Source organism: Actinomadura sp. NPDC048021 (genome assembly GCF_040653135.1).
GTDB lineage: Bacteria > Actinomycetota > Actinomycetes > Streptosporangiales > Streptosporangiaceae > Spirillospora > Spirillospora verrucosospora.
The window spans coordinates 74,655-91,382 of record NZ_JBEZJQ010000005.1; the positions used below are offsets into that span (position 1 = coordinate 74,655).

The 16,728-nt window shown below is 73.0% G+C and carries 15 protein-coding genes; 7 read left to right on the plus strand and 8 right to left on the minus strand.

What is annotated here, in order from left to right:
• Window positions 1–37 precede the first annotated feature (37 nt).
• The gene (locus AB0C87_RS10345) at window positions 38–1,588 is read left to right on the plus strand and encodes a histidine kinase (RefSeq protein WP_360577174.1); all 1,551 of its coding nucleotides are present in this window, start codon (window positions 38–40) and stop codon (window positions 1,586–1,588) included.
• A gap of 33 nt (window positions 1,589–1,621) precedes the next feature.
• The gene (locus AB0C87_RS10350) at window positions 1,622–2,293 is read left to right on the plus strand and encodes a response regulator transcription factor (RefSeq protein WP_360577175.1); all 672 of its coding nucleotides are present in this window, start codon (window positions 1,622–1,624) and stop codon (window positions 2,291–2,293) included.
• A gap of 183 nt (window positions 2,294–2,476) precedes the next feature.
• Here AB0C87_RS10350 and AB0C87_RS10355 read toward each other — a convergent pair whose 3' ends face one another.
• Window positions 2,477–2,830 carry a MerR family transcriptional regulator gene (locus tag AB0C87_RS10355; RefSeq protein WP_360577176.1) on the minus strand — a complete coding sequence of 118 codons (354 nt, stop codon included), beginning with the start codon at window positions 2,828–2,830 and terminating at the stop codon, window positions 2,477–2,479.
• A gap of 158 nt (window positions 2,831–2,988) precedes the next feature.
• On the opposite strand from AB0C87_RS10355, the gene ahcY (AB0C87_RS10360) reads away from it, so the two are divergent.
• The 4 genes from ahcY (AB0C87_RS10360) (at window position 2,989) to AB0C87_RS10375 (ending at window position 7,584) form a co-directional block, all read left to right on the plus strand.
• Complete coding sequence (ahcY, locus tag AB0C87_RS10360) at window positions 2,989–4,419, plus strand: adenosylhomocysteinase (protein WP_360577177.1); 1,431 nt, start codon at window positions 2,989–2,991, stop codon at window positions 4,417–4,419.
• 283 nt (window positions 4,420–4,702) lie between these two features.
• Complete coding sequence (gene ahcY / locus AB0C87_RS10365) at window positions 4,703–5,959, plus strand: adenosylhomocysteinase (protein WP_345177745.1); 1,257 nt, start codon at window positions 4,703–4,705, stop codon at window positions 5,957–5,959.
• A gap of 3 nt (window positions 5,960–5,962) precedes the next feature.
• Entirely contained in the window at window positions 5,963–6,538 is a 576-nt protein-coding gene (locus AB0C87_RS10370) for a hypothetical protein (protein WP_360577178.1), read from the plus strand.
• 59 nt (window positions 6,539–6,597) lie between these two features.
• On the plus strand, window positions 6,598–7,584 hold the full coding sequence (locus AB0C87_RS10375) for a hypothetical protein (protein ID WP_360577179.1): 987 nt from the start codon (window positions 6,598–6,600) through the stop codon (window positions 7,582–7,584).
• On the opposite strand, the gene AB0C87_RS10380 is transcribed toward AB0C87_RS10375, so the two are convergent.
• Both AB0C87_RS10380 and AB0C87_RS10385 read right to left on the minus strand, forming a co-directional pair.
• Window positions 7,581–8,990, minus strand: coding sequence for a cellulase family glycosylhydrolase (locus AB0C87_RS10380; protein ID WP_360577180.1), 1,410 nt, complete (start codon window positions 8,988–8,990; stop codon window positions 7,581–7,583). The genes AB0C87_RS10375 and AB0C87_RS10380 overlap by 4 nt on opposite strands.
• Before the next feature lie 63 nt (window positions 8,991–9,053).
• Window positions 9,054–10,094, minus strand: a complete 1,041-nt coding sequence (locus AB0C87_RS10385; protein ID WP_360577181.1) for an RDD family protein — start codon at window positions 10,092–10,094, stop codon at window positions 9,054–9,056.
• Between the two features lie 70 nt (window positions 10,095–10,164).
• Between AB0C87_RS10385 and AB0C87_RS10390 the strand changes: the two genes are divergently transcribed.
• Window positions 10,165–11,160 (plus strand): stage II sporulation protein M, encoded by a 996-nt coding sequence (locus tag AB0C87_RS10390; protein ID WP_360577182.1) that lies wholly within the window; start codon window positions 10,165–10,167, stop codon window positions 11,158–11,160.
• A 16-nt stretch (window positions 11,161–11,176) separates the two neighbouring features.
• On the opposite strand, the gene AB0C87_RS10395 is transcribed toward AB0C87_RS10390, so the two are convergent.
• The 5 genes from AB0C87_RS10395 to AB0C87_RS10415 are packed head-to-tail and all read right to left on the minus strand — an operon-like array spanning window position 11,177 to window position 16,506.
• Window positions 11,177–12,469 (minus strand): DUF58 domain-containing protein, encoded by a 1,293-nt coding sequence (locus tag AB0C87_RS10395; protein ID WP_345177758.1) that lies wholly within the window; start codon window positions 12,467–12,469, stop codon window positions 11,177–11,179.
• Entirely contained in the window at window positions 12,469–13,437 is a 969-nt protein-coding gene (locus AB0C87_RS10400; protein WP_360577320.1) for a MoxR family ATPase, read from the minus strand. Before AB0C87_RS10400 ends, AB0C87_RS10395 begins: the two co-directional genes overlap by 1 nt.
• A 56-nt stretch (window positions 13,438–13,493) precedes the next feature.
• Window positions 13,494–14,693 carry a DUF4350 domain-containing protein gene (locus tag AB0C87_RS10405; RefSeq protein ID WP_360577183.1) on the minus strand — a complete coding sequence of 400 codons (1,200 nt, stop codon included), beginning with the start codon at window positions 14,691–14,693 and terminating at the stop codon, window positions 13,494–13,496.
• Window positions 14,687–15,364 (minus strand): DUF4129 domain-containing protein, encoded by a 678-nt coding sequence (locus AB0C87_RS10410; RefSeq protein ID WP_345177763.1) that lies wholly within the window; start codon window positions 15,362–15,364, stop codon window positions 14,687–14,689. The genes AB0C87_RS10405 and AB0C87_RS10410 overlap by 7 nt, the downstream gene beginning before the upstream one ends.
• Window positions 15,361–16,506, minus strand: coding sequence for a hypothetical protein (locus tag AB0C87_RS10415; protein ID WP_360577184.1), 1,146 nt, complete (start codon window positions 16,504–16,506; stop codon window positions 15,361–15,363). Before AB0C87_RS10415 ends, AB0C87_RS10410 begins: the two co-directional genes overlap by 4 nt.
• Window positions 16,507–16,728: the final 222 nt, after the last annotated feature.

Here is a 16,728-nt window from a genome sequence, read left to right on the forward strand (position 1 = left end):
TGAGGCCGTGGCCCGCCTCAGCGGTCAGTATTGAGGGGTGACCACCGATGACAAGGCCCGGACCGGACCCGACCCCGCGGGGTTCGGCCCAGCCGTCGCGCACCACGCGTGGCGGCTGTCCGGCCGCATCGTTGCGGGGGTCGGGCAACTGCTGCTGTGGATCCTCACCGGCGTCGGCACGCTCCTGCGGCCGCTCGCGGTCAGGCTCGGCGCCCGGCTGAACGGCGGCGCGGGGGGCGGTCCCGGCGCCGCGCCCGGGCACACGGCGCCGCTGCCCCGCTGGATCAACACGTGGCGGGAGGTCGTGTCGGCCTGGTACTTCGCGCCGCTGACCGGCCTCGCGCTGACGATCGCGGCGCTGGCGGAGCTGGCGCCGCGCGTCGACTCCCCGCTCAGCCTGGCGGGCGGGTTCGCGGTCGCGGCGACGTTCCCGCTGGTGTGGCGCCGGGAGAACCTGCGCGCCGTCGCCGCGGTCGTGCTCAGCGCGGTCGCCGCGAGCCTGCTCACCGGGCAGATCCTGCTGGTCACGACCAGCTTCGCGGCCCTCTACACGCTGTACGCGCTGGGACGGCGGCTGCCCCGCCAGTCCACCGGCGTCCTCGCGGTCGGCAGCGTCGCCGCCCTCGGGGTCGTCTACCTCGCGACCGGCACGCTCGACGACATCCCCTGGCCGGCGCCGATCGTCGCGGTCCTCGCCGCCATCGGGCTCGGGGACGCGCGGCGCGTCGTGGAGTCCGCGGGCCGGACGGAGGCCGAGGCCGCCGAGCGCACCAACGAGACCCTCACCCGGCTCACCGCCGTCCAGCGGGAGCAGGCCGTCATGCGGGAGCGCGCCCGCATCGCCCGGGAGCTGCACGACGTCGTCGCGCACTCCGTCTCCATGATCGCTGTGCAGGCGGAGACGGCCCCGTACACGATGGACAGCCTCTCGCCCGAGGCCCGCGCCGGCTACACCGAGATCGCCAAGACGGCCCGGGAGGCGCTGGTGGAGATGCGGCGGCTGCTCAGCGTGCTGCGCGCCGACGCCACCCCCGAACCGGAGGCGGCGAACTCCCCGCAGCCGCGCCTCGACCGGCTCCCCGACCTGATCGACCAGCACCGCGGCGCCGGCGGCCACGTCGACCTCAACGTGCACGGCGACCCGCGCGCCCTGTCCACCACGGTGGAGCTGTCGGCGTACCGGATCGTCCAGGAGGCGCTGACCAACGCGCGGCGGCACGCGCCCGGCGCCGGCGTCCGCGTCGACCTGACGTTCCTGCCCGACCGGCTCGCGGTCCGCGTCCAGGACAGCGGCGCCTCCGCGGCCACCCAGGTCCTGAACCCCCGCGATCCCGGCCCCCGTACAGGTGAGGCGGGCCCCGCGGGCCCGGCCCCGGCGGACCCCGGGCGCACTCGCCTGGAGACGTCCGGATCAGCTGGCGGACACGGCCTCGTGGGGATGCGGGAACGTGCGACCATGCTGGGCGGGCGGTTCTCCGCCGGCCCGGCCACGCAGGGCGGGTTCCTGGTGGAGGCCGAGCTTCCGGTGACGAGTGAGGGGAATTCCATCCGTGGACACGGTTCGCAGGCGCCGCCCGGCCGCTCCTGACCCTGTCGTCCCCCCGCCCCAGGGACGGCCGCTGTGATCAACGTGATGATCGTCGACGACCAGACGATCGTGCGGGCCGGGTTCGCCGCCCTGCTCGCCGCCCAGGACGACATCACCGTGATCGGCGAGGCCGGCGACGGCCGCGAGGCCGTCGCGCTCGCCGAGCGCCGCCGCCCGGACGTCGTCGTGATGGACATCCGGATGCCCGGCATGGACGGCATCGAGGCCACCCGCCGCATCCTCGCGCTGCCCGGCTCGGAGGACGTCCGGGTCCTGGTGCTCACCACGTTCGACGTGGACGAGTACGTCTACGACGCGCTCGCCGTCGGCGCCAGCGGCTTCCTGCTGAAGGACGCGACCGCGGAGGAGCTGGTCTCGGCGGTCCGGGTGGTGGCGCGCGGCGACTCCCTGCTGGCCCCGCAGGTCACGGGACGGCTCATCCGCGAGTTCACCAAGCAGCGGCGCAACCGCCCGCAGGCGCCGTCGGAGCTGTCGACGCTGACCGCCCGCGAGAGCGAGGTGCTCGTCCTCATCGCGGGCGGGCTCTCCAACGGCGAGATCGCACAGCGCCTCTTCGTCAGCGAGCACACGGTGAAGACGCACGTGGCGCGCGTCTTCACCAAACTCGGCCTCCGCGACCGCGCCCAGGCGGTCATGCTCGCCTACGAATCCGGCGTAGTAGTCCCGGGAGAAGGCGGGAGCTGACTCCCCTTCCCAGCAACCACGCAACGACCTCAAGGTCGCGATCGCGTCCGAAGGCAGGTTCGAGCTCGCGAGAACCTGATCGCGCAGTGAGCCTCTGGGCGAGTCGGAGCGATGCTGGCGATCGCCCGCGTTTCTCGACGATGGAGGGCCGCCAGGCCCGAAGGAGGAGAGGAACGCAATGAACTAGCGGCGGCGGAGGAGGCGTAGGGCCTTTTCCTTTTCGAAGTCCAGGGCTCGGGTGGGCGGGGCGGAGAGGCGGCCTATGCGTTCGCCCAGTTCGCGGACGTGGGCCTGGACCTGGGGTTCGGCCAGGACTCTGAGGCCGAAGGCCAGTTCGGTGGGGCCGATGTCGTAGCGCTTCTCCAGGGCCAGCGCCAGCGCGACCGCGCGCAGTTCGGCGTCCCCGAAGCGGCGGTGGCCGCCCCCGGACCTGGTGAGGGCGGTCTCGCGGGTGACGGGCAGCAGGCCGAGGGCCTCGCGGTAGCGGAGCATCCGGGGCGAGGTGCCGAGCCGCCGGGCGGCCTCCGTGATACGCATGGGCCAATTCTGACAAATCAGTGTCAGGAAGTCGCCCTCGACCGTGCCTTCGGGCGGTCGCCGCCCGTAGACTCGCCCCCGTTGACGCGGCCGTGCACTCGCCCGTCACGACCTCGCGTACCCGACGGCGCGCACATGACCAAGGGAGCAACGAAAGCATGGACTACAAGGTCGCCGACCTGTCGCTGGCCGACTTCGGGCGCCGGGAGATCCGGCTCGCCGAGCACGAGATGCCGGGCCTGATGGCGGTGCGCGAGGAGTACTCCGCCGCCAAGCCGCTGCGCGGCGCCAAGATCATGGGCTCGCTGCACATGACGATCCAGACGGCCGTGCTGATCGAGACGCTGGTCGAGCTCGGCGCCGACGTCCGCTGGGTGTCCTGCAACATCTTCTCCACGCAGGACCACGCCGCCGCCGCGGTCGTCGTCGGCAAGGAGGGCACCGTCGACGACCCGAAGGGCGTCCCGGTGTTCGCGTGGAAGGGCGAGACGCTCGAAGAGTACTGGTGGTGCACCGACCAGGCCCTGCAGTGGCCGGACGGCACCGGCCCCAACATGATCCTCGACGACGGCGGCGACGCGACGCTCCTCGTCCACAAGGGCGCCGAGTACGAGAAGGCGGGCGCCGTGCCGGCCGCCACCGAGGACGACCCCGAGGAGTGGGGCATCATCCTCGACACCCTCCGCCGCACGATCGCCGAGAAGCCCGGCCGCTGGACCGAGGCCGCCGCCGCGATCAAGGGCGTCACCGAGGAGACCACCACCGGCGTCCACCGCCTCTACGAGATGGCGAAGGCCGGCACCCTCGCGTTCCCGGCGATCAACGTCAACGACTCGGTCACCAAGTCGAAGTTCGACAACAAGTACGGCTGCCGCCACTCGGTCATCGACGGCCTCAACCGCGCCACCGACGTGCTGATCGGCGGCAAGGTCGCCGTCGTCTGCGGCTACGGCGACGTGGGCAAGGGCTGCGCCGACGCGCTGCGCGGCCAGGGCGCCCGCGTCATCGTCACCGAGATCGACCCCATCTGCGCGCTGCAGGCCGCGATGGACGGGTTCCAGGTCACCACCCTGGACGACGTGGTCGACATCGCCGACATCTTCGTCACCACCACCGGCAACTTCAACATCATCACGGCCGAGCACATGGGCCGGATGAAGCACCAGGCGATCGTGTCCAACATCGGGCACTTCGACAACGAGATCGACATGGCCGGGCTCGCCAAGACCCCGGGCATCGAGAAGATCGAGATCAAGCCGCAGGTGCACGAGTGGCGCTTCGCCGACGGCCACTCCATCATCGTCCTCGCCGAGGGCCGCCTGATGAACCTCGGCTGCGCCACCGGCCACCCGTCCTTCGTGATGTCCAACTCCTTCACGAACCAGGTCATCGCGCAGATCGAGCTCTTCACCAAGACCGACGAGTACCCGATCGGCGTCTACGTCCTGCCCAAGCACCTGGACGAGAAGGTCGCCCGCCTCCACCTCGACGCCCTCGGCGTCAAGCTCACCGAGCTCACCAAGGAGCAGGCCGCCTACATCGGCGTCCACGTCGAAGGCCCCTACAAGCCCGACCACTACCGTTACTGATTGCGTTTCTCTCCTCCTTCGGGCCTGGCGGCCCTCCATCGTCGATAAACGCGGGCGATCGCTGGCATCGCTCCGTCTCGCCTTGCGGCTCGCTGCGCGATCAGGTTCTCGCTCCGCTCGGACCTGCCTTCGGACGCGATCGCAACCATTGAGGTCGTCGCGGGGTGGCGGTGGTGGCTGAGGTCGTCGTGACATGGCGATCGCTGGGCACCGGAGGGAAGTGGACGTGCTTGACGCTGCCGGGCGGGGGATCCCGTCCGGCAGTTACTTCTAGAGGGTGTTGATGAGCGATATTGCGGATCGGTCGTTGGCGTTTGAGGGCGTCAAGCGGATCGAGTGGGCGGATCGGAGCATGCCGGTGCTGCGGCAGATCCGGGAGCGGTTCGCCGCCGAGCGGCCGCTGGACGGGGTGAAGGTCGCGGCGTGCATGCACATCACGACCGAGACCGCCGGGCTCATCCGCACCCTCCAGGCGGGCGGTGCGAGCGTGGCGCTGGCGGCGTCCAATCCGCTGTCGACGCAGGACGACACCGCCGCGGCCCTCGTGGAGGAGTACGGGGCCGAGGTGTTCGCGCGCGCGGGCACCGACCGCGAGGGGTACTACGCGCACATCCACCAGGCACTGGAGACCGAACCCGACTTCGTCCTGGACGACGGGTGCGACCTGGTCAACACCCTGCACACCGACCGGACGGATCTGCTCGGCACCGTGAAGGCGGGGTGCGAGCAGACGACGACGGGCGTCATCCGGCTGCACCAGATGGCCCGCGAGGGCGCGTTGAGGTTCCCCGTCGTGGCGGTGAACGACACCGACACCAAGCACATGTTCGACAACCGGTACGGGACGGGCCAGTCGACGCTCGACGGGATCGTGCGCGCGACCAACACGCTGCTGGCCGGCAAGACCGTGGTCGTCGCGGGCTTCGGCTACTGCGGCCGCGGCCTCGCCGAGCGGGCGCGGGGCCTCGGGGCGCGCGTCGTCGTCACCGAGATCGATCCGGTGAAGGCGCTGGACGCGACCATGCAGGGGTTCGCCGTCCGGCCGATGGCCGAGGCGGCCGTGGAGGGCGACGTCTTCATCACGGTCACCGGGAACCGCGACGTCGTGAACGCCGGCCACCTCGCCGTGATGAAGGACGGGGCCATCCTCGCGAACTCCGGGCACTTCGACGTCGAGATCGACGTGCGGGCCCTCAGCGACATGGCCGTGGAGGTGCACCGCGGGGTCCGGCCGCAGACGGACGAGTACGTGCTGGCCGACGGGCGGCGCCTGGTGCTGCTCGCGGAGGGCCGTCTGGTCAATCTGGCCGCCGCGGAGGGGCATCCGGCGGCCGTGATGGACATGTCGTTCGCCGACCAGGCCCTCACGTGCGCGTGGCTCGCCACGTCCCACGCGTCGCTGTCCCCGGCCGTCCACGATGTGCCGAAGGAGATCGACACGGAGGTCGCGCGGCTCAAGCTGGCCTCGATGTCGGTCTCCATCGACCTGCTGACCCCGGACCAGGAGGACTACCTGCACTCCTGGCGTATCGGGTCGTGACCCGTGCCCGCCGGGACGTACCTGCACCTCGACGGGGGGCTTGAGGAGCGCTTCCAGTGCGCGCCCGGGCCCGTCGGGTGGCGGTACGCCTCCACGCGCTCCGACGGCGTCCGCGTGGACCTCGTCGTGGACGCGCGCTGGCGCCAGATCCGCGTCGAGGTCGTCACGCCTGGCTGGTGGGTGCGCGGCGGCGTGACCGGCCGCGGGCTGGCCTGGGTGCGCGCGGCCGGTGAGACGGGCGCCGAGCACAGCGAGCGGGCGTCGGGATTCCTTCACGAGTCGCCGGGTTTCCTGGTCGCGGTCGCCCGTTCCCTGGAGTTGGACGAGGGCGCGCAGACCGACGTCCGCCTCGTCCGGTTGAGCGGGGCGTCGCTGTCGGCGCTGACGGCGCCGTGGCGCTGGCGGCTGGTGGGGACGTCCTCTTACGAGACGGAGACCGAGCCGCTGCCCGTGTCGGAGTACGAGGTCACCGATCTGTCCACGGGCGAGGTCGAAGCGGTGCACCTTGCCGGGGACGTCGTGCTGGCCGCGCCCGGGATCGAGCTCACCGCCCTGGAATCCCCGCCTAACCTGCCCTGACCTGGCGTGCGGTATCTTCTCGTACTCGTCCGACAAGATCAGGTATGGGGGGTTGCGGCGTGTACGGGCAGGTTCCGGAGGGGCAGGGCCAGGGGCAGGGGCCGACGCAAGGGCAGGGGCCGGGCCGGCCGCCGATGCCGGGCCCGCCGATGGGCGGCCCGTTCCCGCCCGCGGGGCCGCCGGGGCCGCCGCCGGCGAAGCGCCCCTCGCCGATCGTGTGGGCGGCCGTGGCGGTCGCCGGCGTGGTCGTGCTGGCGGGCGTGGCCTTCCTGGCGCTCCACGGGACGGGCGCGCCGACCGGCCCGGTGAAGGCCGAGCAGTGCGTGGACACCGGGTTCGGACTGGACGACGGCAAGAGGATCCCGCCGAGCCTCCGGGTGAGCTGCGACGACGCCAAGGCGAAGGCCAAGGTGCTGAAGGTCGTCGGCAAGAAGGAGGCGTCGGCCTTCCAGTTCGGCTCGCGTGCCGAGCCCGACTGCCCGAGCGGCACGGACGGCTTCACGAACGTCCGCGAGAAGAAGGAAGAGAAGACCTACTACGAGGCCTGCGTGCGCAACCTCAAGGGCTCGCATCCCGGCGACCCGGGCGCGGGCGGGGCGTTCCTCGCGGCGGGCGACTGCGTGAGCAGCGGCTCCATCGGCTTCGGCAAGGAGCAGCCCTGCTCCAAGCCGGACTGGTACGGCAAGGTGATCGCGCGCGTCGGCGCGGAGAGCGCGTGCCCGGCGAAGACGCTGGAGACGATGAAGCTGCGGTCCTTCGGCGGCGGGAACGCGGCCGACCCGGTGCTGTGCCTGGGCGCGGGCGGCGGCGTGCTGTCCCCGGGCGACTGCATCAAGGACCCCTCGTTCAACATCGGTGACCTGGACAAGGCCCAGTGCGAGTCCAGCGACGCCATAGCGAAGGTCGTCGGCAGGGTGGCCACGACGAAGGAGTGCCCGGCCGAGGCCACCAGCTACATGACCAGCGAGGGCGCCTTCCGGCCGGTGCTGTGCCTGAAGAAGCTGCGCCCGACGCTGACCGAGAAGCTGCGCTCGCTTCCGGGCTAGGGCCTCACCGTGACGGTGTGGGACGGCGTGCCGGGGTCGGCCCACACCGACAGGACGTGGCGCGTCGCGTCCCAGGAGGTCCGCCACGTCCCGTCCGGGTCGGACGAGGTGACCTTCGGGGCGGACGGGAACCAGATCTCCGTGGGGCCCGACACGCCGGTCTTGTTCCGCCACGTCACGGTGAGCGTGCCCGATGCATGGGCGACCTTCGTGAGGGTGCCGGCGACCGCGCGCGGGTAGGGCCGGGCGAGCAGCCTCGCGAAGAGGGTCGGCTTGCCTTCGCCGTCGGTGATTCCAGACGAGCCGGGGTCGTTCGACCAGTACGCCCAGCCGATGCCGAGTTCGTCGGCCATCGAGAGCCAGTCGCCGGTGAAGTCGGCGGCGCCTGGAGCGTCCTGGCCCATGCCGCCGACCTCGCCCAGCCACATCGGCGCGTTCATGCGCCGTGCGGCGGCGGGCATGTTCCGCTTCCAGAGCGTGAACTGCGCCTGGACGAGCATCTTCGCCACGCCGTCGTAGGAGCCGCCCAGGTCGACGCCACCCGGATAGAAGTGCGGCGCCAGAACGATCCGGGGGTCGCCGGGGCGCGGGTCCCGGACAGTGTCCAGGGAGGTTTCCGCGCCTTCGTTCGGGCCGAGCGCCTGCGGCTCGACGAACACCCAGTTGTCGCCGTCCACCCTGCGGATCGCATTGACGATGCCCTGGTAGAAGGGCGTCAGGATCGGGCCCTCGAAGAAGCCGAACTGGCGCGTCCCGCCGAAGGGCTCGTTCATCAGGTCGTAGCCCAGGACGGCCGGGACGCGTGAGAAGCGTCGCGCGACGTGCTGCCACATCGCGGTGTAGCGCCGCATCAGTTCCGGGTGCTTGCCGGTGTTGTTCCAGAAGTTGTCGTAGGCGCGAAGGATGCCGGGCTGGAGATACGTCAGCACCCATGGGTCCTGCGGCGTGCAGGGCAGCCCGTCGGTGAAGGTGGCCCAGGCGGGGGCGCCGTTACCGGAGCCCGCGCAAGCGGACGGCCCGTAGATGTCCTGGTGCATGTCGAGGACGACGTGCATGCCCTGGTCGCCGTACCAGGCGACACGTTCGGCGACGTCGTCCAGGTACGCGTCGTCGTAGCGACCGGGTTCCGGCTCCACGTTCTTCCACTGGACCAGGTACCGGACGGAGTTCGTGCCAAGCTCGCGAGCCTCCCGGACGACGTCCTCCCGCTTCACCCACGGCAGCCCGCCCGGCCCCTTGGCGCTGCCCGCGGTGTTGAGGCCGTGCAGGAGGAGCGTCCTGCCCCGGTCGTCGGTGATGGCGGGAAGCGGCGCCGTCTCCGCGCGCGCGGGCGCCGCGGCCAGCGCCGGCGGGGTCAGGGTGAGCGCCGCGAGGGCGACCCGGCCGAGGGCAGTACGGACGCGCATGCCGCCTCCTGAATCTGAAATTTCTTCGGATTCTAGGAGCCGGAGCCGCTATTGACAATCTTGTCAGTAGCCCGGATGCGGGCCCTGCGGCGGCGGCCCGCCGGGCCCCGCCGGATACGGCGCGGGCGGCCGGGGCGCGTTCAGCACGTTCTGGTACGGCCCGGCGCCGTAGTCGTTCGGCGGGAGGAACCGCGGCTGCCCCGGCTGAGGGGCGCTGAACGGCGGCGGCGCGGGAGGCCCCTGCGGCGGCGGGCCGTACGGCGCGGGCCCCGCCATCGCCATCGCCGGAACGGGCACGGGCGCGGGCGCGGTGCCCCACGCGGGAAGCCCGAGCCGGCGCATCCGGCGCGCCCGGCGCTCGGCGAGCCGTAGCTCCTCGCGGTGGCGGCGCTCCGCGAGAACGGCCGACAGCAGGATCTCGGGCCGCACCCCCGGCGGCGGTGGCGGGCTCACCACCGCGACGACCTGCGAGGCGATCCGCTGCCCCAGCGAGTCGCGGACCTCCGGGAGCAGCTCCCAGAACCGCGACAGGTACTGCCGGGCCGTCATCGCCAGCTCGTCCGACAGCATGGACAGCTCCAGGTTCCGCGCCCACCAGGCGAGCTGCGGCGGCATCACCGCGACGGGCCCCAGCAGGGCCGACGCGGGCACCCGCTCCTGGATGACGATCGTCCCGGCGAACAGGTCGCCGAGCCGCTTGCCGCGCCGGTTGCAGAACGACGTGATCAGCGCGGGCGAGCCGTAGAACACCCAGAACTCGACGAACCCGGCCAGCGCCCGCACCAGCGCCTGCCGGAACCGCACCGGCCCGCCGTCGTCGCCGACGACGCGGAGCCCGACGGCCATCTTGCCCAGCGTCCGCCCCCGCGACAGCGTCTCGAACGCGCACGGATAACCGACGATCACCGCGACGACGCCGAGCAGCGTCAGCCCCACCGTCCAGGCGTCGTCGGCCACCAGCGAGGTCATCGCCGTGACGTAGACGACGATGTTCAGCAGCACCAGCTGCAGGAGCAGGTCGAGAAGGACGGCGCAGGCACGGCTGGCCAGCCGCGCGACCCGGATGTCGAGCGCGACGGCCTCGCCGGTGACGAGATCGGCCATGTCCTGTCCTCCGATGCGGGCGGATTGCCCATTGTGCCGGTTCGGCGGGCCGAGGCGTTAGTCTCGCCGGGTGGACGTCGACGCCTACGTGGCCGCGCACAACGCCGAATGGCTGCGCCTCGAACGGCTCATCAACCGCGGCCGCAGGCTGACCGGCGCGGAAGCCGACGAACTGGTCGATCTCTACCAGCGCACGGCGACGCACCTGTCGGTCGTCCGCTCCAGCTCGCCCGACCCGCAGCTCGTGGGACGGCTGTCGTCGCTCGTGGCGCGCGGCAGGGCCGCGGTGGGCGGCGCCCAGGCGCCTCTCTGGCGCGACGTCACCCGCTTCGCGACCGTGTCGTTCCCGGCGGCCGCGTACCGGATGCGGTGGTGGTGGCTCGGCGGCGCCGTCCTCGGCAACCTGCTGTCGCTCGCCCTGGCCATCTGGGTCGTGCACAGCCCCGACGTCCAGGCGACCATCGGGACGCCCGACGAGATCCGCGAACTCGTCGAGCACGACTTCGCCAACTACTACACCGAGCACTCCGCGGCCTCGTTCGCGTTCAAGGTGTGGGTCAACAACGCCTGGGTGTCGGCGACCGCGCTCATCTTCGGGATCCTCCTCGGCGTCCCGACCGTGTACGTCCTGCTGCTGAACCAGGTCAACCTCGGAATCAGCGGCGGCCTCATGTTCGCCTACGGCAAGGGCGACGTGTTCTTCGGGCTGATCCTCCCGCACGGCCTGCTGGAGCTCACCGCCGTCTACCTCGCCTGCGCCGGCGGCCTCAAGCTCGGCTGGACGATCGTCGACCCGGGCCCGCGCCGCCGCGGCCAGGCCCTGGCCGAGGAGGGCCGCGCCGCAGTCAGCATCGCCCTCGGCCTCATCGCGGTGCTCCTCGTGTCCGGCCTCATCGAGGGCTTCGTGACCGGCTGGGTGCACATCACGTGGCTGCGCATCACCATCGGCGTCATCGCCGAGGCCGCCTTCCTCACCTACGTGATCGTCCTGGGCCGCCGCGCCGTCCGCCAAGGCGAAACCGGCGACACCGACCTCCACCCCGACCTCGTTCCTGTGTCCGGTTGACCGGACACAGAACGCTCTACAGCCTTCCTGCGGCTTTCAGGGCCAGGTAGGCGTCGGCCAGGGCCGGGGCTATCTCCGCGGGCGGGGCGTCCACCACCTCCACGCCGTGGCCTCTCAGCTCGGCGGTCAGGCGGCGGCGTTCGGCTCTCGCGCGTTCGGCGGCGGCGGCGTCGTAGACGGTCGCGAGGTCGCCGCGGCCCTCCGCCATCTCCGCCACCCGCGGGTCCGACACCGCGGCGATCATGACGAGGTGCCGGGCGGTGAGCTGCGGCAGCAGCGGCAGCAGGCCCTCCTCGATCGCGGCAGTGTTCAGCTCGGTGAGTAGCACCACGAGGCACCGCTGCCGGACGCGCGCCATCAGCGTGGACACCATCCCGGCGGCGTCGCATTCGAGCAGCTCGGGGTCCAGCGGCGCGAGGGCGTGCACCATCGCGGGCAGCAGGTCGGTGCGGGACGCGCCCTCGACGCGGGCGCGGACCCGGCGGTCGTAGGCGAGCAGGTCGACGCGGTCGCCGGCGCGGGACGCCAGGGCGCCGAGCAGCAGCGCAGCGTCCATCGAGCAGTCGAGCCGGGGGACGTCGCCGACGCGGCCCGCGGACGTGCGGCCGGTGTCGAGGACGAGGTAGATGCGGCGGTCGCGTTCGGGGCGCCAGGTCCGCACGACCACGTCGCCGCGCCGCGCCGTGGCGCGCCAGTCGATGGACCGGACGTCGTCGCCGTCCACGTACTCGCGCAGGGAGTCGAACTCGGTGCCCTGCCCGCGGATCAGCGCGACGTGCGCGCCCGTCAGCTCCCGCAGCCGGGCGAGCTTGGCGGGCAGGTGGCGGCGGGACGGGAACGCGGGCAGCGCCCGGACGGTCCAGGGCGCGGAACGCGAGAGCTGCCGCGCGGCCAGCCCGAGCGGCCCCACCGAGCGGACGGCGACCGTGACGGCCTTCCGGTCGCCGCGGCGGGTCGGCGTCAACGTCATCTCGACGCGGCGCCGCTCCCCGGCGGGCACGTCCACCTTCACCATGCGGGGCGTGGCGCCCGCGCTCGGCGGCCACACGTCCCGCAGCCGGGCCTTGAGGCGCCGCCGGCCGAGGTTCTCCACGATCAGCGACACCTGGGCCGTCTCGCCGAGGCGCACGTTGGTGTCGCCGTCGCGGTGGAAGCGCAGGGCCCGCACGTTCCCCGCCAGGGCGAGGTCGGCGGCGACGCCGAGCAGCAGGACGCCCCAGACCGCGAAGAGCGTCCACCAGCTCGGCGCGAACAGCGGGACGATCGCGCCGAGGAGGGCCAGCAGCCCGAGGCGCCCGGTCAGCGCCATCAGCGCGGGGCGGGGACGTGGGCGAGGATGCCCTCCAGCACGCCGTCGGCGGTCGCGCCCTCCAGTTCCGCCTCGGGACGCAGCTGGACGCGGTGCCGCAGCGTGGGCCTGGCCAGCGCCTTCACGTCGTCCGGCGTGACGTAGTCGCGGCCCGACAGCCACGCCCACGCGCGGGACGTCGCCAGCAGCGCCGTCGCACCGCGCGGCGACACGCCGAGCTGGAGGGACGGGGACTGCCGGGTGGCCCTGCACAGGTCCACGACGTAGGCGGCGACCTTGGGGTCCAGGTGCACGGTCCTCACGGCGGCCTGCCCGGCGGCCAGCTCGGCCGCTCCCGCGACGGGCTTCACCTCGGACAGGTCGCGGGGGTCGAACCCGGAGGCGTGCCGCTGGAGCATGGAGATCTCCTCGTCCCGCGTGGGGACGGGCACCGTCAGCTTGACCAGGAACCGGTCGAGCTGGGCCTCGGGCAGGGGATAGGTCCCCTCGTACTCGATCGGGTTCTGCGTCGCGCACACCACGAACGGGTCGGGCAGGGGGCGCGCGGTGCCCTCCACCGAGACCTGGCGCTCCTCCATGGCCTCCAGGAGGGAGGCCTGCGTCTTGGGGGGCGTCCGGTTGATCTCGTCGGCGAGCAGGAGGTTGGTGAAGACCGGTCCCTCGCGGAAGTCGAACTCCGCCGTCCGGTTGTCGTACACCAGCGAGCCGGTCACGTCGCCGGGCATCAGGTCGGGGGTGAACTGGACGCGCTTGAAGTCCAGGTCGAGGGCCCGCGACAGCGTCTTGATCAGCAGCGTCTTGGCCGTGCCGGGAACGCCCTCCAGCAGCACGTGGCCGCGGCAGAGCAGCGCGATCACCAGCCCGGTCACCACGGAGTCCTGGCCGACGACCGTCTTGGCGACCTCACTGCGCAGGGCCGTGAGCGCCGCGCGGGCCGTCTCGGCCTGGCGCCGGGCGTCCTCGGGGATCGTGCCCGGCCCCGCGCCGCCGGGCACGTCGTCCTTCCCGAGCTCTACAGGGGGGTTCACGACTGGCGTACCTGCCTTTCCAGGTCGTCGAGGACGTCGGTGAGGGCGATCAGCCCGGCGTCGTCCAAGGGTTCGGGACCGTACAGGGCCGCTCCGACGTACGCCTCGTCGTACGTCGTGCGGCGGGCGACCGCCGTGACGATCTCCCGCGCGGCGGAGGGATCCTGCGCGCTGCTGCGGGGGAGTCCGAGGAGCGGGACGAGCCGTTCGCGGGCGCCGGAGCGCAGCGCGTCCGAGGCCCGGTCGCGGGCGCGGCCCGCGCGGTAGAGGCGGGCGAGGCCCTCGACGGTCTCGGCGGACCGGACGACGACGGGCAGCGCCTCCGCCACGACCGGGCCGAGGCGGCGGGCCCGCCACAGGGCCACCAGCAGCACCGCGACGAGCAGCTGGAGGACGAGCAGCTTCACCCCGAACGGCAGCAGATCGCCGAGCGACCGCTGGCCCGCGCCGGAGCCCGCCTTCGGCAGGCCCGGGGCGAGCCAGACCGCCGAGGCGCCCGCCCCGGCCAGGTTCATGCCGAGGGCCGCGTTGCCCTCCTCGGTGAGCCGCCGGTTCGTCAGCGGGGCCGTCGAGCCGAGCACCGTCACGGTGTGCGTGCCGGTGCCGACCTGGACGAGCCTCGCGTCCCCGGAGCCGGTCCGGTAGCAGGCCGTGCCCGCGCCCGCGACCTCGTAGGTCTCCGACTCGTGGAAGTCGACCGCCCCCGCGAGCGACGCCACGGGCAGATTGCAGCCCGGCTCGGCGGTCTCCTCGAACGACGGGCCCCGCCTGCGCACCTGCGGGGCGAACGCCTCCAGCGCGAACGACGTCGGCCGGACGAGCAGCACGTCCGCCGGGACGCCGCTCAGCCGGGCGAGGTCCTCCTCGGTGAGCCGCTCCGTGCGGGTCACCACCAGGACCGCGCCGGGCCCGGCCGCGCCGATGGCGTCGCCGGTGCTCCGGGCCACCGTCACCGGCGTGCCGTGCCGGCGCAGGATCTCCGCGAGCGCCCGGCTGCCGTCCTGCTTCGGCGACTCCGGGTCGAGCGCCTCGGCCCCCGCGGAGGGACGCAGCGCGGCCAGCGCCACCGCGATCACGATCATCGCCAGGACCGCCGCGACGACGCCGCGCGCCGACCGCCAGCGGCGCCCCGCGACCTGCCGGGCGGACGCCTCCGCTGCGGGGGCTCCCCCGCGCGGCGGGGACGCCGTCACCATCGCGGCCCCCCTTCGTCGCCGCTTCCGGCGAGGGTGAGGTCGTCGGTCTCCAGCGGCTTCGGCCGCGCCGCCCGCAGCCGCTCGTCCAGCTCCTTCATCCGCGCGTACCCCTCGGGGGTGCCGGGGCGGTCCCCGTACCAGACGTCGTCGAAGATCCGCACGCCCGCGGCCAGCTCGCCGGCGAGCTCCGGCACCGCCTCGCCCGCCTCGGCGGCCAGCTCGTCGGCGGTCCGGCCGGGCCGCGCCGACAGCACCGCCCGCTCTTCGAGATCGCGGGCGATGGCGCGCAGCCGCTCGCGGATCGCCTCGGCCCACTGCCCGGCCTCGGCGTGCCGCTCCGCCGCCTCCCGGTGGTCGAGCGCCGTGGACGGCGCGTCCTCCAGCAGCGGGTCCTTCCGGGAGCGGGGGTTCCGGCGTCCCCGCATCAGCCACACCACCAGCGCGACCGCGACCAGCACGATGGCGACGACGATGGCGACGGACGTCCACCCGCCGCCGCTGCCCTGCGACTCCGGGGCGGGCGCCTTCTGGAACAGATGGCCCAGCCACTCGGCGAAGTCGTCCCAGGCCCGCTCCAGCCAGGACGGCTTGTCGCGCTGGTAGACCTGCTTCTCCAGCTCGCGGCGGGCCATCTCGCGGGCCTCGTCGCGGCCGATCGGATCGAGAATCACGTGCCCGCCCCCGTCCACGGACGTCCCTGCGCCGGGCCGGCCGGCGCCGGACCCGTCCGCCACAGGCCGATGAACCCCTCGTCCTGCTCATCGGCGCCCTGCTCACCGGCGCCCTGCTCACCGGCGCCCTGCTCACCGGCCCCCTGCTCGGCCGCCGCTCCCCGCTCCCGGGCGGCGATGGCCGCGGCCGAACGCCCCCGGGTGCGCAGGTCCAGGTCGAAGCCTTCGCGGCGCATCCGCCGGTCCATGTAGAGCAGGGCGATCACACCCGCGTCGAACGGCATGACCACCGACCAGCTCACGATCCGGCCCACGGTGTCCACGGCGAGCGCGCCCATCGTCGCCCCGCTGCCGGAGGAGTCGCCGAAGAAGATCAGCTGTGCGAACAGGAACGGGATCCGCAAGGCGAAGAAGCCCATGAACACGGTCACGACCAGCGCCAGCAGGAGCGTCCCGCACGTCCGGAGCCAGCGCCCCTTGGAGAGCGTCGTCGCGCGGCGCAGCGCGCCCCCGACGGTCCGCCGCTCCAGGACGACCGCGGGGACCGCCTGCACGAACAGGATGTACAGCCACACCATCAGCCCGACGCCGACCGGGAAACCGAAGATCCCCGCGAGCACGGCGAACGCCGGGCGCGCCCCGGCGGCGATCAGCAGGAGGCACGGGGCGAGCGGCAGGACCAGCGCGCCCAGCGAGACGCCCATGACGGCCGACGCGGTGGCGACCAGCCGTCCGAGCCGCGGCCGGGCGTCCCGCCACGCCTGCCTGGGCGCGAGCGGCATGCCGAGGAGCTCGCGCCCCAGGATCGGCGCCACCAGCCCCGCCAGCAGCAGGATCCCGAACGCCGACAGCACCAGCCCCAGCAGGGACAGGGTCAGCTGGGCGCCCAGCGACTCCATCAGCACGTCGGGGGTGACCTCGTCGCGGGCCTCGTCGCCGATGAAGAAGGAGGCGGCGACCGAGCTCGTCACCTGGATCACCGTGCTGACCGCCACCGACAGGCCCAGCGTGGCGCGCGGCCTGAGCCGGATCCCGGCGATCGCGCCGTCCAGCATCTCCGAGATGGACATGGGTCGGAACGGGACGCCCCGCGCCACCTCGGTGGCGCCGGCGTCGTCGTCCCAGCCGTCCGGTCCCGGCATCCCGTCTCCCTGCGCTCTCCGGCGGGTCGGCGGTGCGTCCGATCTGGCCCAATCTGGCCCGATCCGGACCGTTAAGCGGCCGCCGGTCAGGTCATCCTGTCACGGGTGCGGCGCACATCTTGCGCCGGTTCCGGGACTCGCGCCTACCATGGCGGGTCGCCCGGACGATCCGGGGGACCGCCGTACGGCGCAAACGCGGGTAACCTTGCACGCCAAGGCATA